Source organism: Micromonospora sp. DT53 (assembly GCF_049841535.1).
GTDB lineage: Bacteria > Actinomycetota > Actinomycetes > Mycobacteriales > Micromonosporaceae > Micromonospora.
Map to the genome: position 1 here is coordinate 513,759 of NZ_JBNCKM010000002.1, position 25,425 is coordinate 539,183.

Consider the following 25,425-nt stretch of genomic DNA (forward strand, 5'->3'; position numbering starts at 1 on the left):
CGCCGTGGACGATGACGACTGGTTGGCAGAAACCCGCACCTCCTACGACACGGTCGCGGTCAGCTACGCGCGCCTGGTACATGACCTCCTGGCGGGGGCACCGCACGAACGCGCCGCTCTGGCGACGTTCGCGGAGCTCGTGCACCGTGCCGGCGGCGGGCCGGTCGCGGATGTCGGCTGCGGACCAGGGCGGATCACCGCCCACCTGCACACGCTCGGCGTCGACGCCTTCGGGATCGATCTCTCACCCGGGATGATCGACGTGGCCCGCCGTGATCACCCGGAACTGAGGTTCGAGGTCGGCTCGATGACCGACCTCGACCTTGCCGATGACTCGGTCACCGGCCTGATCGCCTGGTACTCCCTGATCCACATCCCCGACGACCAGATCGGCACGGTGTTCGCGCACTTCCGCCGGGTGGTGCGCCCCGGTGGGCCCCTGCTGCTCGGCTTCCACGTGGGCGACGAGACAACCCTGAAGACGGAGGGCTACGGCGGCCACCCGATGAACGTGCATGTCCATCGTCGGCAGCCCGCCCAGGTGGCGGCCTGGCTGCGCCAGAACGGGTTCACAGTCGACTCGCAGACCACTGTCACCTCGGCGGAGAGCCGGCTCGGCGGCATCGTCGTCGGACGACGGGCACCCTGAGCGGCACCCGCACTCGCGGAGCCATCGCCGGGGCTGGACCCGCGGGGCCGACGCTCCTGGCCTGGCGGGTCAGCCGAACCTTCAGGCCGTGGCGGCGATCCACGGCCTGAAGGTGACGAGCCCTTGGCATGAGGACCCGGATGGGGGCCCGCGACGCGGTGGCCAGGGCTGACGCCCTTTATCGTAAGTAAAATCCGCCGTGCGCAACGGCGGCCTGCTGAACATATGACCATCGCGCGGCGGGCACTGACACGCGACGCCCGCCGACCCCTGGGTGGGTGGCCGGGCTGGGCCTCCACTACGTACTGTCGTCTCGTGGTTGACACCGATGAGGCGATCCAGATCGCGATGCGATTCCTGGCCTGTCGCCTCGCGGAGCGTCAGGATCTGCGCGAACCACCGAGCGTGCAGGGGGTGACCGTCGAGCAGGTGATGACCGTGACCGGCGAGAGTCCCTGTCACATCGTGAATTTCGGATGGCCGCTGCGGGTGGCTGTCGATCAGGAAACGGGCGACGCGGACATGCTGCGGTAAGAGATACCCCGTCGGCGGTGGCCGGCCTCCCGAGACGGTCCAGTTGTCGACCATGGGCCGGCGATGACCGTCCTGGGCATCGGCTACTGGCACGTGGATGGCACGGACCACGCGTCAGGGGATCGAGGCCCTAATCTGTCGTGGTGCCTGAGCATGACGTGATCGATCTCGACGAGCACAAGCATGTGCCGGCCGAATCGGGTGCCACCTCGACCCGTCGTGCGGTCAAGAAGGCCCAACTGCGCCTCATCGCCGCCTTCCTGGCCGGCTTGCTGCTGGGCGGCATCAGTGTCAACGAGTTGCGAGACCGTCGTGAGCAGCGGGAACGGGCCGCCTCGGTCGCACTCGTCGTCATACCGGGGGCGGCCCGTACCGACGGCGTCGTTACCAAGGGCGTCGCCGAATTGGACGGGTCGGTGGAAGTGTCCAACTTTGGCCCTCTGCCGGTCACGATCCGTGCGGTGCAAGCGCAGACACCTGGCGTCCTGATTCAGGACACCGGCCAGTCCCAGTCGCTGCGCCCCGGGAGCACCCGCTGGCTCGACGTCAAGCTGCGGCTTCAGTGCCCGCCCGAAGTCCGGGACGAGCCGTTGCCGATGCGCGTCTCAGTAGAGACAGCCGACAGGAAAGTCAGAGAGTTCGGCTACCCGGTAGACCTGTACCGAAGCGGCTGGCACACCCAGGCTGGGATCCTGTGCTTGAAAGCAGGTCTGGACTGGTGAGATGTGACAACGGGGCCATGGGCTTGAGGGACGTCCGGCGGCGCTGTCGTGGACCTTGGGAAACGGCGAAGCCCAGGCCAATGACCTGGGCTTCTGTACCGAGCCGCCTGACGGAATCGAACCGTCGACCTACGCATTACGAGTCCGTCACGCGGCGCTGGGTCCGTGCCTGCTCTTCTTGTTGAACACGCTGTCCCGGTCCATGGTCGTTCGCAGGGACTCGCCGGTTTGGCTGCGGTCGCCACAGTCGGCGAGACCACTGAGGCCGGCGGGACGGTCCCCGCCGGCCTCAGGACCCTGACGTTCAGACGGTGAACCTGAACCTACGGCGGCGGACCATCAGAAGCAGCCCGGAGCCGGCGGCCAGCAGTAAGATCGCACCGCCAGCGATGCCGGCCACGCCGACACCGGTTATCGGAAGCCCGGGTTCGTCACCGCTGCCGCCATGTCCCGGGGCGCCCGGCGCGGTGGTGGGTGCGCTGGCCCCGCTCTCGTTCAGTACGACGTAGGCGATGTTGTTGGCGGGGTCTCCGTCGGTCTGCGGCGTCGCCCCAGTGCCTACGAGGAGGAGCTCCACCTTCCCCTTCGAGCCCGACACCTCGGTGTCGATACGCAGGGTGAACGAATGGAGCGACTGCCCGCCGACCGGTAGGAACCAGTCGTTGAAACAGAGGTAACGGGCGTGGCCGGGTTCGCCCTTCTTTTCCAAAAGGTACTCCCCGTCGACGACCGGCGCACAGTCTGCCGGGGCCTTGGTCGCCGAAGCACCGGGCGGGACCGTGAAATCAACGTGCCCGAACGACTCGCTGATCGTTGCGGGCCCCCTGTTGGTCGTACCCACGGTCACGTCGACGAGGACCCCTTCGCTGCCCGCAGCCGTGTCTCCCACTGCAGCGACGTCGGCCTTGAGGTTGCCGGAGACCTTCACGTAGCTGGAGGCCAAGTTGCCCACCGGAGCTGTGTCCACCTGAGGCACGCGCTGCGTTCGAGACGGGGCGGCGCCGGTGGCTCCTTCCACGAGATCCACCTCGGAGCCGCTACCGGGTTGGCCTACCAGGTTCTCGTGGCCGTTTCGCTCAAGGAAGGCCTTTCGCAGGTCCCACTGAGCGGGTGTCATCCAGGTGACTTCGATGAGTTGCAACCCCGGAGCCATCGTGTCGGGCCGCAGTTTCAGCGGAATGGACGCGCCGTATCCCTTGCTCGGCAGCAGATCCTCGTCGAACGTGCAGATCCGGAGCGTGTCGCCGTCGTACCGGCAGTTGGCGAATTTGCCACCCGCCTCAATTCCGAACCCGCTCCGGAACTCGGCGACAACTCCGTGGGCGGTCTTATCGCCGACGTTCCGCACCCCGTACAGCTGGGTGAAGGAGGCTCCGGTCGGTGCGCTCACGTCGGGGAAGGGCTCAGCCACGACGTCAACGCCCTCACCCACGGTCACCTGGCCCTCGGTAGAGCTTTTGACCGCCTGCTCGGAGTTCTGACCGGAGACCTGCGCCGAGACGGTGACCCTGAGCTTGCCGGTGTTGCCGGGGGCTGCCGTGCCCTTGGGGACGAGCCTGATGAAACCGACCGGAACGCCCGACTCATCGAGATCCACGAAGTCGGCACTGCAGGTAGCGGCATCGACCGCGACGTGGCATTCCCAGTCGTCCTCGTCGTGCTCGATCAGCTGGGCGAAACCCGATACGTCCGAGGCGTCGTACCGGACAGTGATGGTCGCGTTGGACATCCGCTCCGCGGAATACAACTTGGTCGAAATGTAGTCGCCGCTGCTGCCGGGAGCCAGCAAGGCGTCGCCGAGGTAGGCGCTGGTGGCCGGGGTCGGCTCGGCGAGGGCCGGCGCTGCGAGCGGCCCTACGAGTGTGAAGGCGATCCCCGTGGCCACCAACCATTGGCGCGCAGCAGTTCGCTGCATGTCATGCCTCCAGAGGGGTGGTCTTGATCGGCGGAGACTAGCAGCACGCCGCTCAGTGGGCTGTCCCAGCAAAATGGGGCCGGCCCGGTTTGACGCAGAACTGACCGCTTCGGTGTAGAAGAATGTCCACCCGCGGTGCGGCATGGCTGGAGGGGGCGCTGTGGTCCGGTGAGTTGGTTGGCTGCTCGCTTGGCTGCCTGGCCTAGCGAGGGCAACCAAAAGGCCCAGGTCATGATCGGCGATCAAGCCGGTGACCTGGGCCTTTCTATGGAGCCGCCTGACGGAATCGAACCGTCGACCTACGCATTACGAGTGCGTCGCTCTAGCCGACTGAGCTAAGGCGGCAACGATCAGCAAGTGTACGGCACCCCGGCGGCACCGCCCGAACGGGATACCCCTGTCGTAGCTGCCAGCACCAACCGGACATCGGCCGCCATCTGGACGCTTACCGGACAGCGGATGATCGGGTCCGGGACTACGCTGCGGCGGGTGAGCGACGAACGCGACCACCCCGAACGTCAGGACGACACCAGCGAACGCCCTGACCGTGCGCCGGCCGGTGAACGCGCCGCCCACCGTCCGCGCAGCACCGACCCACTGGAGCTGGGCTTCACACCGCGCAAGCCGGTGCCGTGGCTGGCGCCGTTCTTGCTGATCAGCACCGGCATCCGGACACTGCTCGCGGTGCTCTTCGGGGCGTACCTCGACAAGCGCGAGTTGCAGAACGCGTTCGGCGACGACGTTTTCCGCCAGGTCGGGCCGGACGGCGGGCTGTGGCTCGACTACGTGGCCGACCTGGGTGACGGCTTCAACGCCACGTACTCGGTGGCGTACCTGCTGGCGCAGCCCGAGCTGACCGTCGACGGGCACCACCTACCCCGGGCACAGACCCTGGTGATGGGCGGCGACCAGGTGTACCCGTCGGCGGCCTACGCCGCCTACGAAGACCGGTGCAAGGGCCCATACCAGGCCGCCCTGCCGGTGGCCCCGACCGTGAAGCCCACGCTCTTCGCGGTGCCGGGCAACCATGACTGGTACGACGGCCTCACCGCGTTCCTGCGGTTGTTCGTCCGCTCCCGGGACCGGAACTTCGCAGGCTGGAGCACCGGGCAGTCCCGGTCGTACTTCGCTGTGGAGTTGCCGGCCGGCTGGTGGTTGCTCGGCGTGGACGACCAGTCCGGCTCGTACCTCGACGACCCGCAGCTGGCCTACTTCGACGAGGTGGCCCGGCGGCTCGGCCCGGAGTCCAAGGTGATCATCGCCGCGCCGGCTCCGACCTGGGTCAAGGCCGCCGACAACCCCACGGCGTACGACTCGATCGACTACTTCGTCCGCACGATCATCGACCCGACCGGGGCACGGGTGCGGCTGCTGCTCTCCGGCGACCTGCACCACTACGCCCGCTATTCGGGGCCGGACCGGCAACTGATCACGTGTGGTGGGGGCGGCGCGTACCTCTACCCCACGCACAAGCTGCCGGAGCGCATCGAGGTGCCACCGCGGGACACGCTGGCCCGCAAGGCCAGCTCCGCCCAGCCGTACGACCTGGTGGCCCGTTACCCGGACGCGGCGCGGTCCCGTCGCTACGGCTGGGGCATCTTCCCCCGGTTGCCGTTCCGCAATCCCGGCTTCACCACGTTGCTCGGCACCCTGCACACCCTGCTGATGCTTGCCATGGCGGGTGCGACGGCGAACTGGGCCGACAGCACCGACCAGCGGCTGTTCAGCGTCCCGCTGGTGGTGATGGTGCTCGTGACCGTGCTGGCGGCCGCCCTCTTCGCCAAGCCGCCGAGCGCGAGCGGCAAACGCCACGCGCGGCACTGGATCCTCGGCGTCGGCCATGGCGTGGCACAGGTCGCCCTGGGTGCGGCCGGCACCTGGGCCTGGTTGGCGCTGCCGTTCTACGACTGGCCGTGGCCGCTGCCGGCAGCCGCCGCGGCGGTGCTCTACGGCCCGGTGATCGGTCTGGTGGCAAGCCAACTGGTGGCGGCGTACCTGCTGGTGGCGGGCTCGTTCGGGGTCAACGTCAACGAACTCTTCGCCGGCCAGGGCATCGAGGACTCCAAGTCGTTCCTGCGGCTGCGCATCGACCCCGACGGCACGTTGACCATCTACCCGGTAGCGGTGGACCGGGTTGCCCGAGACTGGCAGGTAAACCCCGCCCAGTCCTCCACCGACAGCTGGCTAATCCCCAACTCCCCCCTAACCCCCCACCTAGCCGAACCCCCCACAGTCCTCAACTAACCCACCCCACCCATCTCGGCCCTCCCCCACCCCTCCCACCTCTCCGTTGATCATGAAGTTATTGCCACGACACGCCGCTTGGGGTGGCAATAACTTCATGATCAACGGGGGAACGGGCGGGGTGAGAGGGGGTGGGGGTGGGGGTGGGGGTGGGGGTGGGGGTGGGGGGCTGTTAGGGGGTGTAGTGCTGGTCGTGGGCTTGGCGGGGGGCGCAGACGGAGGCTCGGGAGCAGGAGCAGCGGGAGCCGTCCGCGTCCAGGCGTACCGTCACCGCGTCTCTCGGGACGCTGTGGCCGACGACCCGGCCGTCGCCCTCCGGGGTGGAGACCCGGCTGCCGACTGCCGGGGCGGTCTCCTGGAAGCGCTGGTACAGCGGGTGCTCGTACTTGAGGCAGCACATCAGCCGGCCGCACGCGCCGGAGATGCGCAGCGGGTTGAGCGGCAGATCCTGGTCCTTCGCCATCCGGATCGTCACCGGCTCGAAGTCGGTGAGGAACGTGGCGCAGCACAGGTCGCGACCGCAGGAGCCGATGCCGCCCTGCACCCGTGCCGAGTCGCGTGCGGAGAGCTGGCGCAGCTCCACCCGACAGTGCAGGGTCGCGCCCAGGTCGCGGACCAGGGAACGGAAGTCCACCCGGTGTGGGGCGGTGAAGTACACGGTGCTGCGCTCACCGCCGCTCTCGGCGGAACCGAGCACGTGGTCGACCGCCACCACCTTCATCGGTAGGCCGTGCGAGCGGATCAGCCGTTTCGCGGCCACCTTCGCCTCGGCCTTACGCCGACGCAACGCCTCGTCCCGGCGTAGGTCGTCGTCGCCGGCAAGCCCCACCAGGCGGGGGAAACTGTCGGTGTCCTCGGTCACCCACTGCGCGGCCCACACGCACTCTGCCACCTCGGGCCCGTCATCGGTGGGCACCAGCACCCGGTCGCCCACCTGCGGACGTAACTCACCCGGGTCGAGGTAGTAGAGCCGCCCGTACCGGTTGAAGCTGACCGCGCAGAGCATGCCCATCCCCCCACCCTACGACGGGTCGACGCGCAGGGCGCATCAGCCCGCTACGCCTCGCTGCATTCATGACCGTCGACTCGACCTATTGCCGGGCATCCCGTCGTGCCGTTACTCCTCGCCCGGACGGTTGAATCCGGGGCCACGCAGGAGACAAGACGTGCCTCGGCGGCGTTGAGTGGAGGCAGACCTGCGGGGGTGCAGGGGGAAGACCACGGCGTCGCCGTGGGCACCGGCTCAGGTCGGCGCCCGCGAGCGACGCCGTGGCCTGTCCGGGGCAACGCGGCCGCCGCCGGAAGAGCGAAGGTCCGCGCAACCGGCCGCCGCCGGAATAGCGAAGGTCCGCGCAACCGGCCGCCGCCGAAAGAGCGAAGGTCCGCGCAACGCGACCACGGCCGGAAGACCAAAGGCCGGGCCAACAGGCCTGCGGCCGGAAGACCGGAAGCTCGGTTACCAGCCGACCCGGGTGGGCTGGTCGTAGCGGGGTCGCCCGTCCGTTGGCGGACGCCACGCGGTCTCGGCCAGGCTCGGCGCCCACTGTCGCAGCAGCGTCTCCGCGCCGTCGTACGCGACGCAGAGCACCGTCAGCACCCGTGCGGCGATCTCGGCCGCGTCGGTCACACCGGGCCCGACCGGTCCGGGGCGCGTGGACCCGCCGCTGGCGGTGGCGGCGACCACGGCGACCGCTTCGGCCGAGCGGAGCACGTCGGCCAACGTGCGGGCCAGCGCGAGACGGCTGCCCTCCACCCAGTCGGCGAGGGCGTCGGCGTAGCCGGCGGTGGAGTCGAGTCGCCCGACCAGGCTGTCCGGCCCCTCGTCGAGATGGCGCAGCAGCGCGGCCCGCTGTTGCCCGTACGCCGTGGCGGCCGGGCCGGACCAGAGCACCGAGTCGGTGAGCGCGGCGGAGACCTCGTCGTACCCCCGGACGAGCCGGCGCACCGCGTGGCCGGCGCTGGCGAGCGGCACCGGGTGCAGATCGAGGAAGTTACGGACCGCGTCGCCCGGCAGCACCTGCATGCGGCGCAGCAGCGGCCAGACCCGGTGCCCCTCCGGGACGCCGGCGGCGATCAGCGTGTCCACCCGGCGGAGCAGGTCGAGGCCGGGCTCGGCGAGCCGGTCCAGCGCGTCCATCACGGTTCTCCGGTGAGGCGGCGGCGGGCCGCCCGGTCGACTTCGGCGTAGCGGTCGGCGGCCTCCCGCACTGCCGCTGCGGCGGCGGCCAGTCGACCGGCGGCGGCGCGGGCCTCCCGGGCCCGGTCGTCGGTGGCGGTGGCCCACTGCCGGTGCAGCGCCCGACCGATCTCGCCCGGCCGGCCCGGCGCGTCGGCGCCGAACGCGGCCTGGGCCGGATCGCTGGCGGTGACGGTGTGCGAGATGAGGGTGAGCGTGGCGCTCGCCTCGTCCAGTCGGGCGGAGAGCGCGCGCAGTGTGTCCATTTTCAGGCCCCCGCGAGCGGTCGGTAGGCGGCGAACGTCTCGTTGTGCAGCTTCTCCCGGGCCCACTCGGCGGCGTCGGCGGCCGCGGTGACCGCGGCCTGCACGGAACCGGCCACGTCGCGCGGGCTGCGGGTGTGCAGCGGCCCGAGGAACCGCACGTCGGTGATCCGTCCACCGGCGGTGACCACCACCTCGACCAGACCGTCCGGCGAGCGGACGGCCACCTCGACGGTCGACACCGCCTGGTCGAACTCGGCCTGGAGGGACTCGATCCGGCGGTAGCGTCGCACCGCCTCCTCGATCCAGGCTTCGTCGATCTCCCCCCGCGGCATCGGCCGACTCCTCCCGGGTGATCCATCACTCAGTGTGCTGCCACCGTCACCACGGCACACGGACCGTACCGCACCGCAATCGGGCCTGTCGATGCCTGTGGACAACGCCGGAAAGTGTGGGGTCAGCCCTTCCAGAGGGCGAGCATCATCGCCTCGACCGCGATCCGTGGCTTGACGTTCGCCTCGATCGCCGCGCGGCAGGCGAGCACGGCCTCCAACCGGCGCAGCGACCCCTCGGCGTCCCATTTCTGCGCGCCGGCGCCGGCCAGCGCGGCCGTGTCGGTGTGCACCGGGGCGACGGGTGCGCGCAGCGCCATGGTGAGCGCGTCCCGGTAGAAGCCCGCCAGGTCGACCAACGCCCGGTCCAGTGCGTCCCGCTGGGCCCGGGTGGCCCGGGACTTCTGCCGCTTCTCCAACTCCTTGAGTTGCCCGGCGGCACCCCGCATGGCGCCGGCCGCGCCCCGGCCGGTGCCGCCCGCGCCGAGCGCGGTCTCCAGTGCCGCCCGCTCGGTCGTGTCGGCCTCGGTGACCGACGCCTCGGCCTCCGCCTCGGCCGCCTCGATCAGCGCGGACGCCGCGTCGAACGCCGCGCCGACACCTGTCAACCGGCGGGGCACCGCGAGCACCGCCTCGCGCCGTTTGCGGGCCTCCGGGTCGCGGGCCAGCCGGCGGGCCCGACCCACGTGACCCTGCGCGGCCGCCGCCGCCCACTGCGCCACGTCGGGCGTGATGCCGTCCCGACGAACCAGCACCTCGGCCACCGCGTCGGCCGGCGGCTGCCGCAGGGGTACGACCCGACAGCGCGACCGGATGGTCACCGAGATGTCGTCCGGGTGGGTGGACGGCGCGCAGAGCAGGAAGACCGTCCTCGGCGGGGGCTCCTCGATCGCCTTGAGCAGCGCGTTGCCGGCGGCCTCGGTGAGCCGGTCGGCGTCCTCGATGATCACCACCTGCCAGCGCCCGCCGGACGGGGTGCTGGCCGCGCGGAGCACCAGCGCGCGCATCTCGCCGACGCCGATGGAGAGCCCTTCCGGCACCACCATCCGCACGTCGGCGTGGGTGCCGCCCATCGTGGTGTGGCAGCCGGGGCACTCACCGCAGCCGGTGCCGTGCACGCACTGGAGTGCGGCGGCGAACGCCCGTGCGGCGACCGAGCGGCCGGAGCCGGGCGGCCCGGTGAAGATCCACGCGTGCGTCATCCCGGTGGACGGGTCCACCCCGCCGGGCGCGCTCGCGGGCTCGGCAGCGCTGGCGGTGACCAACGCGGGTGCCCGGTCGAACGCGCCAGCACGCAGCACGGCGGCTGCTGCGGTGGCGGCGCGACGCAGCTCGACCACCGCCTCGTCCTGACCGACCAGGTCGGCGAAGACGTCCGACATTAGGTCTTGTGCTCCATCGTCACCAGCTCCGCGTCGGATAACTCAGGCTGCACCGAGGTGTCCGGGCCCTGCGCCGGCCGCGGGTGCACGATGCCGCCGGGCTTGCCGAGCATCTCCTCGACCCGCCGGACCACCCGCGCGGTGATCTCCTCGGTCGACTGGGACGCGTCGAGCACCAGGTAGCGCTTCGGGTCGGCGGCGGCGAGGTCGAGGAACGCGTACCGGACGCGCTCGTGGAAGGCGATCGACTCGGCCTCCAGCCGGTCGGTGCCGGTGTTGCGCGAGGCCACCCGGGACAGGCCGGTGCGCGGCTCGACGTCCAGCAGGACCACCAGGTCGGGCTTGAGCCCACCGGTGGCCCAGGAGGAGAGCCAGGAGACCTCGTCGACGGGCAGTGTCCGGCCGGCGCCCTGGTACGCCAGGGACGAGTCGACGTACCGGTCGCTGATCACCACGCCACCCCGGACCAGCGCGGGCCGGACGATCGTGGCCACGTGGTGCGCCCGGTCGGCGGCGTAGAGCAGCGCCTCGGCCCGGGGGGAGGGCGCGTCGTCGCCGGAGGTGTCCAGCACCAGCGACCGGATTCGCCGACCGACGCCGGTGGCCCCCGGCTCGCGGGTGACCACGACCTCTCGGCCGTGGCCGCGCAGCCGCTCGGAGAGCGCGGTGAGCTGGGTGGACTTCCCCGCGCCCTCGCCGCCCTCGAAGACCACGAAGAGCCCGGCGGACACGAACGGCTCGGCGGGCATCAGCGGACGGCCCCGGATGGAGCCCCACAGGTCGGCGAGGACCGGGACGCCCTTCTTGTCGTCCATCTGGCCGAACGCGCTGATCCCGGCGAAGATGCCGGCGGCACCGGCGGCGAGCAGCAACAGTCGGGTGGAGGAGACGGAGATGCCGAGGTCGGCGATTGTCAGTTTGCGGGAGCCGCCGACACCTACCAACACGCTGCTCAGCCCGATGGCCAGGATCAGCACCAGCCGGGTGCCGATCTGCACCACCGCGAAGACCCGGCCGCGCACCTCGTCGGCCACCTCGCCGCCCAGCAGCGTGGTGCCGGCCAGGAAGGCCATCCCGGCGCCCGCGCCGACCAGCACCGCGCCGACGATCGCCATGGACAGGTGGATGGCGAAGGCGAGGGTCATCACCGCGGCGCTGGCCAGCACGATGCTCATGCCGAACCAGCGGCGCCGGGACATCTCCTTGACGACCATCGGGCCGAGCCCGATGCCGAGCGCCAGGCCGACGAAGATGGCGCCGAAGAGCAGTGAGAACGCCGCGTCACCAGCGCCGAGCGAGTTGGCGAAGAACTTGGCCGTGCCGACCACGATGCCACCGCCGGCGAACGCGCCGAAGATGCCCAGCACCAGGCCACGGACGAGCGGGGTCGCGCCGATGTACTTCCAGCCCTCGGAGAACTGCCGGAACATGCTCTGCTCGGCACGCTCGGCCTCACCGCGTTGCGCCTCGCTGATCTCCTTGATCCCGAATGCCACCACCAGTGCGGTGGCGAGCCGGGAGAAGGAGTTGATCCAGAGCGCGAGCTGGGCCGGCTCGGCCCAGGAGGGCAGGTCGCCGCCGACGGCACCACGGACGCCACGGTCGAGCACGGCGAGGCCGACGGCGGCGGCGACCGGGGTGAGGCCGTACGTGGTGATCAGGGTGAGCTGGTTGGCCGCTTCCAGTCGGGCCCGCGGGATCAGGTTGGGGACCGCGGCCTCCTTGGCCGGGATCCAGAGCAGGGTGAGCGACTCGATCAGGAAGGTGGCGATCAGCGCCCAGCCGACCACCAGGCCGCCCGCGGCGCCGCTGAGGGCGTAGAGCGGGATGGAGGCGAAGAGCACGAAGCGCAGCAGGTCGCAGATGACCATCGTCCAGCGCCTGTCGAACCGGTCGGCGAAGACACCGGCGATCGGGCCGAGCACCAGTGCGGGCAGCAGCCGGATCGCGGTGACCCCGCCGAACGCGGCACCCTGGGCGGTGCTGCCCTGCACCTGCGAGGCGGCGAAGAGGGCGGTGGCCAGCAGGCCGAGCCAGTCACCGAAGGAGGCCGCGCCCAGCACGATCCAGAGCCGGCGGAACGGCCGGATGCGCAGCACGGAGCGGATCGCGGCATAACCCGACGGATCAACCTGGCCGCCGTTGGGCTGCTTGGCGGCGTTGGCCGATTGGTCGTCCGAGCGCGACACGCCGGGCGACTCGCCGCTGTTTTGGCTTTCGATGGCCGTACCTCCACGTGCCGGCCCATCGCTGGGCACCTCCGGTGCAACACTCTAGACCCGGTAGGGGGCCACCCCCCGGGCGACATTCTCCTGCTCGCTGAGCCTAGGCCGCCTGAGGCACCGACCGCAGCCCGGACGTACGCGAGGGTATTTCGCATTTTCCGTCAGACAGTTAGCGTGCACACGTGGCCATCGAAAGCGACAAACTTCGCGAGCGCCTGGATCGGGCGACTGCCCACCTCGACCCCCCGTACGCGGTGGTCGACCTCACGGCCTTCGACGCCAATTCGGTCGCCCTCGCCGATCGCGCCGCCGGAAAGCCGGTCCGCCTCGCCAGCAAGTCGGTCCGCAGCCGGGAGTTGATCAGCCGAGCGCTGGGGCGGCCCGGCTGGCAGGGCGTGATGGCGTTCACCCTGCCCGAGGCGATCTGGCTGGTCCGCGCCGGCGTCAGCGACGACGTGCTTGTCGCGTACCCCAGCGCGGACCGGGCCGCGCTCGCCGAGCTGGGCGCCGACCCGACGCTCGCCGCCGCGATCACCCTGATGATCGACAGCACCGGCCAACTCGACCTCATCGACGCCGTCACGGCCCCGGGGCAGCGCGCCGAGCTACGGCTCTGCCTCGATCTGGACGCCTCCTGGCGACCGCTGCGCGGGGTGCACGTCGGCGTCCGCCGCTCGCCGGTGCACAGCGCGCGGGCGGCCGGCACGCTCGCCGCCGCCGTCGCCGGCCGGCCCGGCTTCCGGCTGGTCGGGCTCATGTCGTACGAGGCGCAGATCGCCGGCCTGGGCGACGCGCCGCCGGGCAGGACGCTGCTGGCCGGCGCGATCAGGCTGGCCCAGCGTCTGTCGTACCGCGAGTTGCTGGCCCGCCGCGGTGCGGCGGTCGCCGCGGTACGCGAACACGCCGACCTGGAGTTCGTCAACGGCGGCGGCACCGGCAGCGTGGCCGCGACCAGCGCCGATCCCGCGGTCACCGAGGTCACCGCGGGATCGGGTCTGTACGGGCCGACGCTGTTCGACGCGTACCGCGCCTGGCGGCCCACCCCGGCGGCGTTCTTCGCCTGCGCGGTGGTCCGCCGACCGACGCCGGAACTGGCGACGGTGCTCGGCGGTGGCTGGATCGCCTCCGGTCCGGCCGCCGACAGTCGACTGCCCCGGCCGTGGCTACCGGCGGGGCTGAAGCTGGTCGGCACCGAGGGCGCCGGCGAGGTGCAGACCCCGCTGTCCGGGGCGGCGGCGGCCGAGCTGCGCGTCGGCGACCGGGTGTGGTTCCGGCATGCCAAGGCAGGTGAGCTGTGTGAACGGGTCAACGAGCTGCACCTGGTCGAGGGGGACGCGGTGGTGGCAACCGTCCCCACCTATCGGGGTGAGGGGCGGGCCTTCCTCTGAGGCCGGACGCCGGCCGAGGCCTGAGGCCGGACGCCGGCCGAGGCCCGCGCCCCGCGTCGGCTCAGACGGGCTGGGCCGCCTCGGCCTGCTTTCCGGCGGTGGACCGGTCGCTGTCCGGGCCGTCGACCTGGCGGTGCAGGTACTCCCGGATCAGCGCCTTCGCCTCCAGCAGCACCCGCTCGTCGCCGTCGGACTTCCGGCGGAACGCGAGCTTGATCAGCGCGTCCGCCGCCTCGACCGCGATCTCCAGCACGAAACGCAGCTTGGGTACGTCGGTGAGCCCGAAACGCTCGGTGAGCACCCGGGCCAACTGGTCGGCGATCACGCCGTTGTTGTCCCGCTGCTCGTCGAGCAGGTGCAGGTCGACCACGTCGCCGAAGTGCAGGGTACGGAAGCCGGGGACGGTACGGTGCATCGTGATGTACTCGTCGATGCCCGCGTCGACGCCGTCCCACCAGTGGGTCATCTCGTCCGAGGCGAATCGCTCGTCGAGGCGCTGGAGGTAGGACTCCATGGTCCGCAGGGTCAACGCCTGCACGATCGCCCGCTTGTCCGGAAAGAACTGGTAGACCGACCCGATCGCCACCTCGGCCCGCTCGGCGAGCAGGGTGGTGGTCAGTCCCTCGTACCCCACCTCGTCGACGAGTTCGGCGCAGGCATCCAACATGCGCTGTACCCGCGCGACACTTCGACCTTGCACCGGTACGCGGCGCAGCGGCCCGGTCGTGGCGGCTGGTGTGGACACTCTGCGCCACCCCCCTTCGACGGATGAACATATCTCCACGTCACGAGTCCGTGACTACCGGTACAACGAGCGGATCGCAATTGCGGTATTTACCAGCTAGAACGTTCCTGATATGAAGTCAGTTCATATTCATGAATGAGGAGCGCGCATGGTCCGCACCGCACCGCTCGGGGCTGGATGGTCCAACTGGGCCGGGAACCAGCGTGGCAGCGCCAGCGCGATCTTGCGCCCCGGCTCGCCGACCGACGTCGCAGAAGCCGTCCGATCTGTCGCCGCCGACGGCGGTCGGATCCGGGTGACGGGCAGCGGCCACTCGTTCACCGCCGTCGCGCTCGCCGACGACCGCCGGATGGACCTGTCCGACCTGGACACCATGGTCAGCGTGGACGTCGCACATCGACTCGTCACCGTACCGGCGGGTATGACCCTGCACGTGCTCAACGGCCTACTCGCCCGGCACGGCCTCGCGCTGCCCAACCTCGGCGACATCGACGAGCAGACCGTCGCCGGCGCGATCTCCACCGGCACCCACGGCACCGGCGCCGGCTACGGGTGCCTCTCCACCTTCGTCGAGGCGATCACCCTGGTCACCGGCACCGGCGAGGTGCTGCGCTGCTCCGCCGACGAGCATGCCGACGTCCTCGCCGCCGCCCGGGTGTCACTCGGCGCGCTCGGCGTCCTGGTCGAGGTGACGCTGCGCTGCGTGGACGCCTTCGTCCTGCGCGCCCACGAACGCCCGGCCGAGCTGACCGACGTGCTCGGCGAACTGCCCGCGCTGATCGGCCGGCACGACCACGTCGAGTTCTACTGGTTCCCGTACACGTCCCGGGTGCAGGTCAAGGCCAACGACCGGGTGCCCGCCAACGACCGGCCGCTGTCGCGCTGGCGCGGCTGGGTGGACGACGACTTCCTGTCTAACAGGGTCTTCGCCGGGGCCTGCCGACTCGGCCGGGCCGTGCCCGCGCTGGCCCCCCGGATCAGCGCGGTCTCCGCCCGCGCCCTCACCGAACGCCAGTACACCGGCCGCTCCGACCGGGTCTTCTGCACCCCGCGCCGGGTCCGCTTCGTGGAGATGGAGTACGGCCTGCCCCGCGAGGCGTTGCCGGAGGCGCTCGCCGCGCTCCAGCGCATCGTGGACGGCCTGCCGTTCAAGGTGCTCTTCCCGGTGGAGGTGCGGTTCACCGCCCCCGACGACATCTGGCTGTCGCACGGCTACGGCCGGGACAACGCCTACATCGCCGTGCACCAGTACGTCGGCATGCCGTACGAGCCGTACTTCCGGGCCTTCGAGCAGGTGGCCGCCGGGCTGGGCGGTCGCCCCCACTGGGGCAAACTGCACTACCGCGATGCCGCCTCGCTGGCCACGGCGTACCCCCGCTTTTCGGACTTCCAAAAGGTCCGCGACCGGCTCGACCCCGACCGGGTCTTCACCAACCCCCACCTGAACCACGTCCTCGGGACCTGACTCTTCGAGATCTTGGTATGCGCGCGCCCCTGCAGGGGCGCGCGCATACCAAGATCTCGGCCGGTATCCACAGGGGCGGACACCTCTGGGGGCGCGGGGGCAGGGTAGGTCCGTGCGGGCGAATTCGGGGTGGATGGGGCTGCGGCGGGAGCTACCCGGCGATGACGCCGACGAGCTGACCTGGCTGCTGTTCCAGCAGGATGCAGTCATCAGCCTCGACCAGGCGCGGCGACACCTGTCACCAAAGGCGATCCGCCACCGGGTGTCCAGCGGCCGCTGGCGACAGGCACACCGGTCAGTCCTGGTCACGCACAACGGCCCGATCACTGTCGACCAGCGCCGATGGATCGCCGTGCTCGCGGCTGGCCCAGCCGCGCTACTCGGTGGCCTGACGGCTGCCCACGCCTGCGGGCTGCACGGTTACGACAGCCGGGTCATCCACGTGCTCCTGCCGGCGAGGCATCAGACCCGTGCGATACCGCCGGGTGTACGCGTCCACCGCACGACCCTCCTTCCCGCAGCCGACGTACACCCCTCGGCGCGCCCGCCCCGCACCAGAGTTGCCCGGTCGCTGGTGGACGCGGCCCAGTGGGCGCGCACCGACGCCGAGGCGAGGGCTGTCATCGCGGCCGGCTTCCAGCAACGGCTCGTCGCCGGTGACGACCTGCACCACGTCCTGGGGCGGCTGCCCCGGGCCCACCGTCGGCAGTTGATCCACCGAACCACCGCTGACGTCGCCGGAGGCGCGCATTCCCTGGCCGAGCTCGAATTCCTCGACCTGGTCCGTCGCGCTGGGCTGCCCGAGCCGTCCCGCCAGGCCGCCCGACGCGATGCTGCCGGGCGCCGCCGCTATCTCGACGCCTGGTTCGAGGAGTGGCGAGTCCACGTGGAGATCGACGGCGGGCAGCACCTCGATCCGCGGACCGCCTGGGCGGACATGCGGCGGCAGAACGACCTGTGGATGGAGGGCGACCGCGTTCTTCGCTTCCCCGCCTGGGCGATCCGCGCCGAAGCCGGCGAAGTCGTCCGTCAACTCCGCACCGCGCTCGAAGCCGCGGGCTGGCCCGGCTGACCGCCCCGCCTGGCCGAGATCTTGGTACGAAACGGCCCCAGGGGCGCTCGCCCACCAAGATCTCGCAGATCCAGGGTTACTCCGTGCTGGTGGCGGCCTTGCGCGGGGCGGCCTTCTTGGCCGGAGCCTTCTTCGCCGCCGTCGCCTTGGCCGTCGTGGTCTTCTTCGCGGCGGTGGACTTGCTGGCGGCGGCCGTCTTCTTGGTGGCCGTGGCCTTCTTCGCGGGTGCCTTCTTCGCCGCCGCCTTCTTCCGCGGCGCCGGACCCTTCGCCCGCTTCTCGGCCAGCATCTCGGACGCTTCCGCGAGGGTCAGCTCCTCCGGAGTCTGCCCACGCCGCAGCGACGCGTTGAACTCCCCGTCGGTCACGTACGGACCGAACCGACCGTCCTTGATCACCAACGGCTTCTCGGTCGCCGGGTCCACGCCCATCTCGCGCAGCGGCGGCGCCGCGGCCCGCCGCCCACGGGCCTTCGGGGCGGCCAGCAGAGCCAGCGCCTCGTCCAGGCCGACAGTGAACATCTGGTCCTCGGACTCGAGCGAACGGAACTCCTCGCCCCGCTTGACGTACGGGCCGTAGCGACCGTTGTTCGCGAAGACCTCGACGCCGTCCGGCGCGACACCGATCAGCCGGGGAAGGCTGAGCAGCTTGAGCGCCTCCTCCAGGGTCAGCGAGTCCGGAGTCTGCGTACGCAGCAGCGACGACTTCCGCTCACCGCTGGACACGTACGGGCCGAACCGGCCGGACTTGAGCACGATCGGCTCGCCGGTGGCGGGGTCGTCGCCGAGCTTGCGCTCGCCACTGCCGCCGAGGAACAGCTCGTGCACCTTCTCCGGGGTCAGCTCGTCCGGGGCCAGGCCCTCGGGGATCGGCGCCCGGTCACCCTGGGTGCCGCCCTCCTCGCCCTCGCCCGAAGCCGGGGCCGGCTGCTCGCCGCCGGGCAGCTCCCGTTGCAGGTACGGCCCGTACCGGCCGACCCGCACCACGACCTCACGGCCGTCGTCGTCGGTGAAGAGCGGGATGGAGTTGACGCTGCGGGCGTCGATGTCGCTGAGGTTCTCGGTGACCAGCTTCTTGAGCCCGCCGGAACGGGCGATGTCCTGGTCACCGGCACCGTTGGAGCTGCCGAAGTAGAACGCCGTGAGGAAGTCGACAGCGGCGTGGTCACCGCCGGCGATCTCGTCCAGCTCGTTTTCCATGGTGGCGGTGAAGTCGTAGTCGATGAGGCGGGGGTAGTGCCGCTCCATCAGCCCGATCACCGCGAAGGCCAGGAAGGTCGGGATCATCGCCTGGCCGCGCTTGGTGACGTACCCCCGGTCCTGGATCGTCTGCATGATCGACGCGTAGGTCGACGGGCGGCCGATGCCCAGCTCTTCCAGGGCCTTGACCAGCGATGCTTCGGTGTAGCGCGACGGCGGCTGGGTGTGGTGACCCTGCGCGGCCAGCTCGTCGGCGGTCAGCGGCTGGTCCTTGACCAGGGTGGGCAGCCGGCGCTCGGCGTCCTCCGCCTCGGCGTTCTCGTCGTCGCTCGACTCGACGTACGCGCGCAGGAAGCCCGGGTCGGTGATGGTCTTGCCGGTCGCGCCGAAGTCGGCTTCCTCCTGCGAGGTGGAGACCGCTCGGATGCGCACCGACACGCTGGAGCCGACCGCGTCGGTCATCTGCGAGGCGATGGTGCGCCGCCAGATCAGCTCGTAGAGCTTGAACTCCTCGGCGGACAGCTCCTTGGCCACCTCGCCCGGGGTCCGGAAGTTGTCCCCCGCCGGGCGGATCGCCTCGTGCGCCTCCTGCGCGTTCTTCACCTTGCCGGTGTAGCGGCGCGGCTCCGGCGGAACGCTGCGCTCGCCGTACAGCTCGACGATCTGACGGCGGGCCGCCGAGATGGCGGTCTCCGACAGGTTGACCGAGTCGGTACGCATATAGGTGATGTAGCCGTTCTCGTAGAGCCGCTGCGCGGTGCGCATCGTCTGCTGCGAGGACAGGCGCAGCTTGCGGGCCGCCTCCTGCTGGAGGGTCGAGGTGATGAAAGGCGCGTACGGGCGACGGCGGTAGGGCTTCTCCTCGACCCGGGTGACGGTGAACGGCCGCCCCTCCAGCCGGGCCGCGAGACCCCGGGCGCCACTCTCGTCGAGGTGCACGACGCCGGCGCCGGCCCGGACGCGACCGGTGGTCGGCTCGAAGTCCTTACCGGTGGCGATGCGATCGCCGTTCAGGGCGATCAGGGTGGCGTTGAAGTTGCGCGGGCCCTCGCCGGCGTTGGTCACGGCGAGGGTGGCCAGGATGTCCCAGTATTCGGCGGTGCGGAAAGCCATCCGCTGCCGCTCCCGCTCGACCACGATGCGGGTGGCCACGGACTGCACACGCCCTGCCGAGAGCCGCGGCATGACCTTCTTCCACAGCACCGGGGAGACCTCGTAGCCGTAGAGGCGGTCGAGGATCCGGCGCGCCTCCTGGGCGTCGACCAGGTCGCGGTCGATCTCCCGGGGGTTGGCCACCGCCGCCTGGATCGCCGGCTTGGTGATCTCGTGGAAGACCATCCGCTTGACCGGCACCTTGGGCTTGAGCGTCTCGACCAGGTGCCAGGCGATCGCCTCGCCCTCGCGGTCCTCATCCGTCGCCAGGAAGATCTCGTCGACCTCCTTGGCCAGCTTCACCAGCTTGCTGATCTGCTGCTTGCGGTCGGCGGAGACGACGTAGAGCGCCTGGAAGCCGTTGTCGACGTCCACCCCGAGCCGCGCCCAGGGCTCCTTCTTGTATTTGGCCGGCACATCGGCGGCGTTGCGCGGAAGGTCGCGGACGTGACCGAAGCTGGCCTCCACGACGTACCCCGGGCCAAGGTAGCCCGAGATCGTCTTGGCCTTCGCCGGTGACTCGACGATGACCAGACGGGTGGTTCCAGCGTTGCTTGGCACGTCTCTCCCCGACCTCACTCCTGCTCGTGGCCTGCCGGCGCCCGGACAGCGACCGCTTTCGACACCGCCGTCGCACCGGCGGTCCGGATGTCCAACGTAACGCGCCGCCCGCGTTTCGGGTTTCGCGGGCCGCAAACCGCTTCGACGCGGCGGTCGACACCACCCCGCCACGCTCGGCACTGCCGGACGGCGCCACCGTACACCGTGGGTAGGGCTCGAAGCGGGTCACTGTGACGATGGCGGGCCCACGGCTGAGGCCCGACCCGCCCGTTTTCCGCCTGGATCGTCCCGCCGGCTGTCCGGCACCGGACACCCGGCCCCACCACCCCGGCCCGCCGCCCAACCGGGTCGATCATGGACTTATGGTGGGCGTTTTAGCCCCGGAGGAGCAATACGTCCCCCACCACAACTCCATGATCGACGCGGTGCGGGGTGGGGTGCGGGGTGGGGTCAGGTTGGCCAGGAGTGGGGGGGTGTTGCGGGTGGGGGTTGGCCGACCAGTTCGGCGAGTCGGGCTAGCCGGCGGCGGCCGGTGATCCGGTACGCCGGGCCGCCCTCGGCCGGGCCGAGCAGCGTCCCGGCCAGCCCGGCCGCGCCGAGCGCGACGCCGATCGGCTCCCAACACTCCTGGTCGTCGGCGCCGAGCCGCAACAGGAAGCAGTCCGGAGGCTCCGGCGTCCCGGCGGCGGCGAGCCACAGCCGCAACCGCCGGCCGGTCAGGTGGAAGGCGGCCGGCGGGCGTTTCGCCGTACCGTGCAGCCAGGCGGCCGCGAGCGGCTTCAAGACCCGGGTGTACGACGTACGAACGGCGTGTCGCTCGCCCTCGATCGGCTGCCAGCTCGCCGCGAGCCCGCGCGACGCCAGTTCGGCGACGAGCACGTGCACCCGCCAGGCGGCGTCCACAGGCACCGAGAGGCGGGCGGTGCCGCCCATCCGGACCACCTCACCCGGCCCGGCGAGCAACCCGGCCAGGTCGGCGGTGGTCGGTTCGGCCGCGTCCGCGCCGAAGAAGACAAGTTGCCGGCCCGCGTCGTCACCCGGGGGCGGGCCGTTCTGGGCTGAGCCGTGCTGAGCCGAGACGCTCTGCGACGGGCCGTTCTGCGACGCGCCACCGCGGCGTCGCACGGGGGTGGGCGTGTCGGACTCGGGCGCGGGAAACAGCGCCGGGGGCGACTGCGCCTTCCCGGTGTCACCGAGCCCGCTCAGCGACACTCCGGCACCTCGTCGAATGCCTGTTTCAACTCCTCGGAGTTGAGTTTGCTGGTGTCCAGCGCGCTGGCGTCGTACTCCTTGTTGAGGGTCTCCACGGCGGACCGCACGCCGTCGTAGAAGGTGGTCGGCTCGCCGATGCCCAGGCCGTCGATGGTGTCCCGGGCGCGACCGTACGCGTCCCGCATCTTTCCCAGGGAGCTGCGGAAACCCGCGGAGATGGCCTCGCCGTTGTCGGTCTCCGGGATGCCCGCCTTCTCCACCTTGCGGCGCGCGGCCTCGCTGGCCTGCTCCGCCCCGGCGAAGAGCCGCACCAGGTTCTCCTTGGCCTGCGCCGGCGTGGTCTGCGCGGTCATCTGCTCGTCAGTGCTGCTGGTCAGCTTGTTGATCTCGGAGCGCCATGGGGCGAGCGCGCCGCAGACCGAGGCCGCCCAGGCTCGTGGGCTGGGGCCCCCGCCGCAGCCGGCCAGGACGACGATCGTGGCCAGGACCACCGTGAACTTTCCGGCGGCAGACGCCCGGCACGTACGCATGCGTTGCAGCGTACGGCCTTTGGCCAGGTGTGACCCCGGGCCGTTCCTGGGTCAGGCGTTGACCGTCTCCGGGCGGTGATCGGTGCTGCCCGCGCCGGTGTTGCCGTCGGCGTCCGAGTCGGACATCGCGATGCCCTTGCGCTTGCTGAACACCACCGACGCCACGATGATCAGCGTCGCGACCAGCGCGATGCCGACCCGCAGGCCGACGTTGCGGTCGTCGCCCACGCTGTAGGCCACCACGGCGGGCGCGATCAGCAGCGAGACCAGGTTCATCACCTTGAGCAGCGGGTTGATCGCCGGGCCGGCGGTGTCCTTGAACGGGTCGCCGACGGTGTCGCCGATGACCGTGGCGGCGTGCGACTCGGAGCCCTTGCCGCCGTACGCGCCGTCCTCGACAAGCTTCTTGGCGTTGTCCCAGGCTCCACCGGAGTTGGACAGGAACACCGCCATCAGCGTGCCGGCACCGATCGCACCCGCCAGGTACGCCGCGAGCGCACCGGGCCCGAGGCCGAAGCCGACCGCGATCGGCGCCAGGATGGCGAGCAGGCCGGGGGTCATCAGCTCGCGCTGCGCGTCCCGGGTGCAGATGTCGACGACCTTGCCGTACTCGGGGCGCTGGGTGCCGTCCATGATGCCGGGCAGCTCACGGAACTGCCGGCGGACCTCCATCACCACGGCACCGGCCGAGCGGGACACCGCGTTGATGGCCAGCCCGGAGAAGAGGAAGACCACCGCCGCGCCGATGATCAGGCCGACCAGGTTGCGCGGGTTCGCCACGTTCAGCGAGTTGAGGATCTCCGTCCCGACGTCGCCCACGCCAGCGTCCGCGTACGCGCTGCTGAGCGTGTCGGTGTACGAACCGAACAGCGCGGTCGCTGCGAGGACCGCCGTGGCGATCGCGATGCCCTTGGTGATCGCCTTGGTGGTGTTGCCGACCGCGTCCAGCTCGGTCAACGTGCGAGCGCCGTGCTCGTCGATGTCGCCGGACATCTCGGCGATGCCCTGGGCGTTGTCGGAGATCGGCCCGAAGGTGTCCATCGCGACGATCACGCCGACAGTGGTGAGCAGGCCGGTGCCGGCCAGCGCCACCGCGAACAGCGACAGCGTGATGGAGCTGCCGCCGAGGAGGAAGGCACCGAAGACGCCGGCGCCGATCAGCAGCGCCGAGTAGACCGCCGACTCCAGACCGATGCTGATGCCGGCCAGGATCACGGTCGCCGCACCGGTCTGCGAGCTCTTGCCGATGTCCTGCACCGGCCGCCGGTTGGTCTCGGTGAAGTAGCCGGTCAACGCCTGGATCGCGGCGGCCAGCACGATGCCGATCACGACCGCGCCGATGGCCACCATCCGTGGGTTACCGGGAGCGTCGGTGAGGCCACTGTCGAACTCGCCGAAGGTCGCCGGCAGGTACGCGTACGCGGCGATCGCCACCAGCACCGCGGAGAGCACCGCCGACAGGTAGAACGCCCGGTTGATCGCGGTCAGGGCGTTACGGTCGGACGCGCGCAGCCGGGTGATGAAGACGCCGGCGATCGCGATCAGCACGCCGATGGTGGAGATGATCAGCGGGAAGACCAGGCCCTCCTCGCCGAACGCGGCCCGGCCGAGGATCAGCGCGGCGACAAGCGTCACCGCGTACGACTCGAACAGGTCGGCGGCCATGCCGGCGCAGTCACCGACGTTGTCGCCCACGTTGTCGGCGATGGTGGCGGCGTTGCGCGGGTCATCCTCGGGGATGCCCTGCTCGACCTTGCCGACCAGGTCGGCGCCGACGTCGGCGGCCTTGGTGAAGATGCCGCCGCCGACGCGCATGAACATCGCGAGCAGCGCGGCGCCGAAGCCGAAGCCCTCCAGCACGGTGGGCGCGTCACCCCGGTAGACGAGGACGACCATCGCCGCACCGAAGAGGCCGAGGCCGACGGTGAAGAAGCCGACGACGCCGCCGGTCCGGAAGGCGATCTTCATGGCCGCCTCGCGGCCGCCTACCCGCTCCCTCGCGGCGGCGGCCACGCGCAGGTTCGCCCGGGTGGCCAGCCACATGCCGGCGCCGCCGATGAACGCGCTGAACAGGGCGCCCACCACGAAGAAGAGCGAGCGGCCGATCTTCACCGCCAGCTCACTGCCATCGGTGTCGTGCACCGGAAGGAGGAAGAGCAGCACGACGGCGACGACGACGAAGATCGCCAGGGTGCGGAATTGACGGAGCAGGTAGGCCGAGGCGCCCTCCTGGACCGCCCCCGAGATCTCCTGCATTTTCTCGGTGCCCTTACCAGCGGCCAGCACCGTCTTTGTCAGGGCGGCAGCAAAACCGAGCGCCACCAGCGCGACAACCGCGGCGATGACGACGTAGGTCACATTGCTTCCGGTAAGGGAAAGCCCGCCGCCGTCGGCGGCCAAGGTCTCGGACATCTGTGTCCTCCTGTTACCGAACAATCGCGCCGGTGAGTGGAGACGCACTGACCGACGCCTGGATGCGGACTCGCAAGCGCGCGCCAACCCACCAGCGGACCAGCGATGAACACCCATACCCGCTGGCTGCGGGTTGGGTCACTTGCTGACAACCCGGGTACTGTAGCCCTCCGCAGTGTTGGAGGTCACATCCAGGTGGCACCGTGTCGCGATGATCTTCGTCGCTGTGTTATGAAACGAAATCTGATATAGGGCCCGATCCATGCGAAAAGGCCGCATCCCCAGCAGGGGACGCGGCCGACGCGGCGGAACTCGTCAGCGGCCGACCGGCCACACCATCCGCACCTCGGTGCCGATGCCCTCGTCGACCGGGCGCACCTGAAGGTCCTCGACGAAACCGGCGAGCAGCGCGAAGCCGACGCCGGTGGTCAGCGCCTCATCGGTCAGCGCCTCGTTGGCCAGCTCGTCCGGCGGCAGCGCCGTCAGACCGATACCCGCCTCGATCGGCGCCCGGTCCACCACCCGCACCGCGTACGAGCCACCATCGGACATCTCCACCAGCACCGGGTCGGCCAGGCCGTACTGCCGGTGCAGGGCCACGGCGCGCGTACACGCCTCACCGATGGCCAGGCGCACCTCGTCCAGCAGATCCTCCCGGACGCCGGCCCGGCGGGCGACGGCGACGCCGACCAGGCGGGCGGTGCGCACGTGCACCGGGGCGGGCGAGAAGGAGAGCTTGACTGTCGCCATCACGCGTCGGCGCCCGCCGAGTCGGCGCTGATCGCCGCGTCGACCGTCGGGTGCAGCGGAAACACCTGGTCCAGCGCGGTGATCCGGAAGATCTTGAGCAGTGGCTCCTTGTCGCAGACCAGGGCGAACGAACCGCCCGCCGACCGGAGCCGCTTGAGCGCGCCGACCAGCACGCCCAGCCCTGTGGAGTCGAGGAAATCCACCCGACCGAGGTCGACCACCACGTGACGAGCCCCACCGTCGACAAGTTCGAGGAGTCGTTCCCGGAGCCGGGGCGCGGTGTAGACGTCCACCTCACCACCGACCTCGAGCACCGTGTGCTCGCCCACGGTGCGGGTCGCCAGCGACAGCTCCATCGGTCCTCCTCGCCAGAGCCGTAAACTCTCGTGGGCATCTAACCACTACCGCCGGGGCGGCCTGCGGACGCCAGCGGAGGCTTCCCCTTACCCCGGTGTCCGACTTTTCATCTCCGAACACCAGTGCGAGAGTGCAGGGCGT

At 70.7% G+C, this 25,425-nt stretch carries 21 protein-coding genes and 1 tRNA gene; 7 read left to right on the plus strand and 15 right to left on the minus strand.

Annotated elements, in window-relative coordinates; genetic code table 11:
* Positions 1-4: 4 nt before the first annotated feature.
* The 3 genes from ACLQ3B_RS08235 to ACLQ3B_RS08245 all read left to right on the plus strand — a co-directional run bounded on the left by ACLQ3B_RS08235 (position 5) and on the right by ACLQ3B_RS08245 (position 1,905).
* Positions 5-649, plus strand: coding sequence for a class I SAM-dependent methyltransferase (locus ACLQ3B_RS08235; protein WP_425778842.1), 645 nt, complete (start codon positions 5-7; stop codon positions 647-649).
* A gap of 315 nt (positions 650-964) precedes the next feature.
* Positions 965-1,183: a hypothetical protein gene (locus tag ACLQ3B_RS08240; protein WP_327033162.1), complete on the plus strand. Its 219-nt coding sequence runs from the start codon at positions 965-967 to the stop codon at positions 1,181-1,183.
* Positions 1,184-1,326: 143 nt separating this feature from the next.
* Positions 1,327-1,905, plus strand: a complete 579-nt coding sequence (locus tag ACLQ3B_RS08245) for a hypothetical protein (RefSeq protein ID WP_425778844.1) — start codon at positions 1,327-1,329, stop codon at positions 1,903-1,905.
* 304 nt (positions 1,906-2,209) lie between these two features.
* On the opposite strand, the gene ACLQ3B_RS08250 is transcribed toward ACLQ3B_RS08245, so the two are convergent.
* Positions 2,210-3,790 (minus strand): hypothetical protein, encoded by a 1,581-nt coding sequence (locus ACLQ3B_RS08250; protein WP_425778846.1) that lies wholly within the window; start codon positions 3,788-3,790, stop codon positions 2,210-2,212.
* 298 nt (positions 3,791-4,088) lie between these two features.
* Positions 4,089-4,165, minus strand: a tRNA-Thr gene (locus ACLQ3B_RS08255).
* A 144-nt stretch (positions 4,166-4,309) separates the two neighbouring features.
* On the opposite strand from ACLQ3B_RS08255, the gene ACLQ3B_RS08260 reads away from it, so the two are divergent.
* The gene (locus ACLQ3B_RS08260) at positions 4,310-6,064 is read left to right on the plus strand and encodes a metallophosphoesterase family protein (RefSeq protein WP_425778848.1); all 1,755 of its coding nucleotides are present in this window, start codon (positions 4,310-4,312) and stop codon (positions 6,062-6,064) included.
* A gap of 172 nt (positions 6,065-6,236) precedes the next feature.
* Here the strand turns inward: ACLQ3B_RS08260 and ACLQ3B_RS08265 are convergent, their stop codons facing one another.
* From ACLQ3B_RS08265 to tmk, 6 genes are all read right to left on the minus strand, one after another.
* Entirely contained in the window at positions 6,237-7,076 is an 840-nt protein-coding gene (locus tag ACLQ3B_RS08265) for a PSP1 domain-containing protein (protein WP_425778850.1), read from the minus strand.
* Positions 7,077-7,520: 444 nt separating this feature from the next.
* The gene (locus ACLQ3B_RS08270; protein WP_425778851.1) at positions 7,521-8,201 is read right to left on the minus strand and encodes a hypothetical protein; all 681 of its coding nucleotides are present in this window, start codon (positions 8,199-8,201) and stop codon (positions 7,521-7,523) included.
* A complete protein-coding gene (locus tag ACLQ3B_RS08275; RefSeq protein ID WP_425778853.1) occupies positions 8,201-8,506 on the minus strand; it encodes a hypothetical protein in 306 nt (101 codons plus the stop codon). Before ACLQ3B_RS08275 ends, ACLQ3B_RS08270 begins: the two co-directional genes overlap by 1 nt.
* 2 nt (positions 8,507-8,508) lie before the next feature.
* Positions 8,509-8,838, minus strand: coding sequence for a YbaB/EbfC family nucleoid-associated protein (locus ACLQ3B_RS08280; RefSeq protein ID WP_425778855.1), 330 nt, complete (start codon positions 8,836-8,838; stop codon positions 8,509-8,511).
* 122 nt (positions 8,839-8,960) lie between these two features.
* On the minus strand, positions 8,961-10,217 hold the full coding sequence (locus ACLQ3B_RS08285) for a DNA polymerase III subunit delta' (protein WP_425778857.1): 1,257 nt from the start codon (positions 10,215-10,217) through the stop codon (positions 8,961-8,963).
* A complete protein-coding gene (tmk, locus tag ACLQ3B_RS08290) occupies positions 10,217-12,316 on the minus strand; it encodes a dTMP kinase (protein ID WP_425779831.1) in 2,100 nt (699 codons plus the stop codon). Before tmk ends, ACLQ3B_RS08285 begins: the two co-directional genes overlap by 1 nt.
* A gap of 308 nt (positions 12,317-12,624) precedes the next feature.
* On the opposite strand from tmk, the gene ACLQ3B_RS08295 reads away from it, so the two are divergent.
* A complete protein-coding gene (locus ACLQ3B_RS08295; protein WP_425778859.1) occupies positions 12,625-13,830 on the plus strand; it encodes an amino acid deaminase/aldolase in 1,206 nt (401 codons plus the stop codon).
* A 61-nt stretch (positions 13,831-13,891) separates the two neighbouring features.
* On the opposite strand, the gene ACLQ3B_RS08300 is transcribed toward ACLQ3B_RS08295, so the two are convergent.
* Complete coding sequence (locus ACLQ3B_RS08300; RefSeq protein ID WP_425778861.1) at positions 13,892-14,497, minus strand: TetR family transcriptional regulator; 606 nt, start codon at positions 14,495-14,497, stop codon at positions 13,892-13,894.
* A gap of 226 nt (positions 14,498-14,723) precedes the next feature.
* Here ACLQ3B_RS08300 and ACLQ3B_RS08305 point away from each other — a divergent pair, with 226 nt between their 5' ends.
* A complete protein-coding gene (locus ACLQ3B_RS08305) occupies positions 14,724-16,040 on the plus strand; it encodes a D-arabinono-1,4-lactone oxidase (RefSeq protein WP_425778863.1) in 1,317 nt (438 codons plus the stop codon).
* A 112-nt stretch (positions 16,041-16,152) separates the two neighbouring features.
* Positions 16,153-17,112, plus strand: coding sequence for a DUF559 domain-containing protein (locus ACLQ3B_RS08310; protein ID WP_425778865.1), 960 nt, complete (start codon positions 16,153-16,155; stop codon positions 17,110-17,112).
* 76 nt (positions 17,113-17,188) lie between these two features.
* Here ACLQ3B_RS08310 and topA read toward each other — a convergent pair whose 3' ends face one another.
* The 6 genes from topA to ACLQ3B_RS08340 all read right to left on the minus strand — a co-directional run bounded on the left by topA (position 17,189) and on the right by ACLQ3B_RS08340 (position 25,283).
* Positions 17,189-20,023, minus strand: coding sequence for a type I DNA topoisomerase (gene topA / locus ACLQ3B_RS08315; RefSeq protein ID WP_425778867.1), 2,835 nt, complete (start codon positions 20,021-20,023; stop codon positions 17,189-17,191).
* 450 nt (positions 20,024-20,473) lie between these two features.
* Complete coding sequence (locus ACLQ3B_RS08320) at positions 20,474-21,235, minus strand: hypothetical protein (RefSeq protein ID WP_425778869.1); 762 nt, start codon at positions 21,233-21,235, stop codon at positions 20,474-20,476.
* Positions 21,226-21,765, minus strand: a complete 540-nt coding sequence (locus ACLQ3B_RS08325) for a hypothetical protein (protein WP_425778870.1) — start codon at positions 21,763-21,765, stop codon at positions 21,226-21,228. Before ACLQ3B_RS08325 ends, ACLQ3B_RS08320 begins: the two co-directional genes overlap by 10 nt.
* A gap of 51 nt (positions 21,766-21,816) precedes the next feature.
* A complete protein-coding gene (locus ACLQ3B_RS08330) occupies positions 21,817-24,177 on the minus strand; it encodes a sodium-translocating pyrophosphatase (protein ID WP_425778872.1) in 2,361 nt (786 codons plus the stop codon).
* 315 nt (positions 24,178-24,492) lie between these two features.
* Entirely contained in the window at positions 24,493-24,930 is a 438-nt protein-coding gene (locus ACLQ3B_RS08335; RefSeq protein ID WP_238684776.1) for an ATP-binding protein, read from the minus strand.
* Entirely contained in the window at positions 24,927-25,283 is a 357-nt protein-coding gene (locus tag ACLQ3B_RS08340) for an STAS domain-containing protein (protein ID WP_425778874.1), read from the minus strand. Before ACLQ3B_RS08340 ends, ACLQ3B_RS08335 begins: the two co-directional genes overlap by 4 nt.
* Positions 25,284-25,425: the final 142 nt, after the last annotated feature.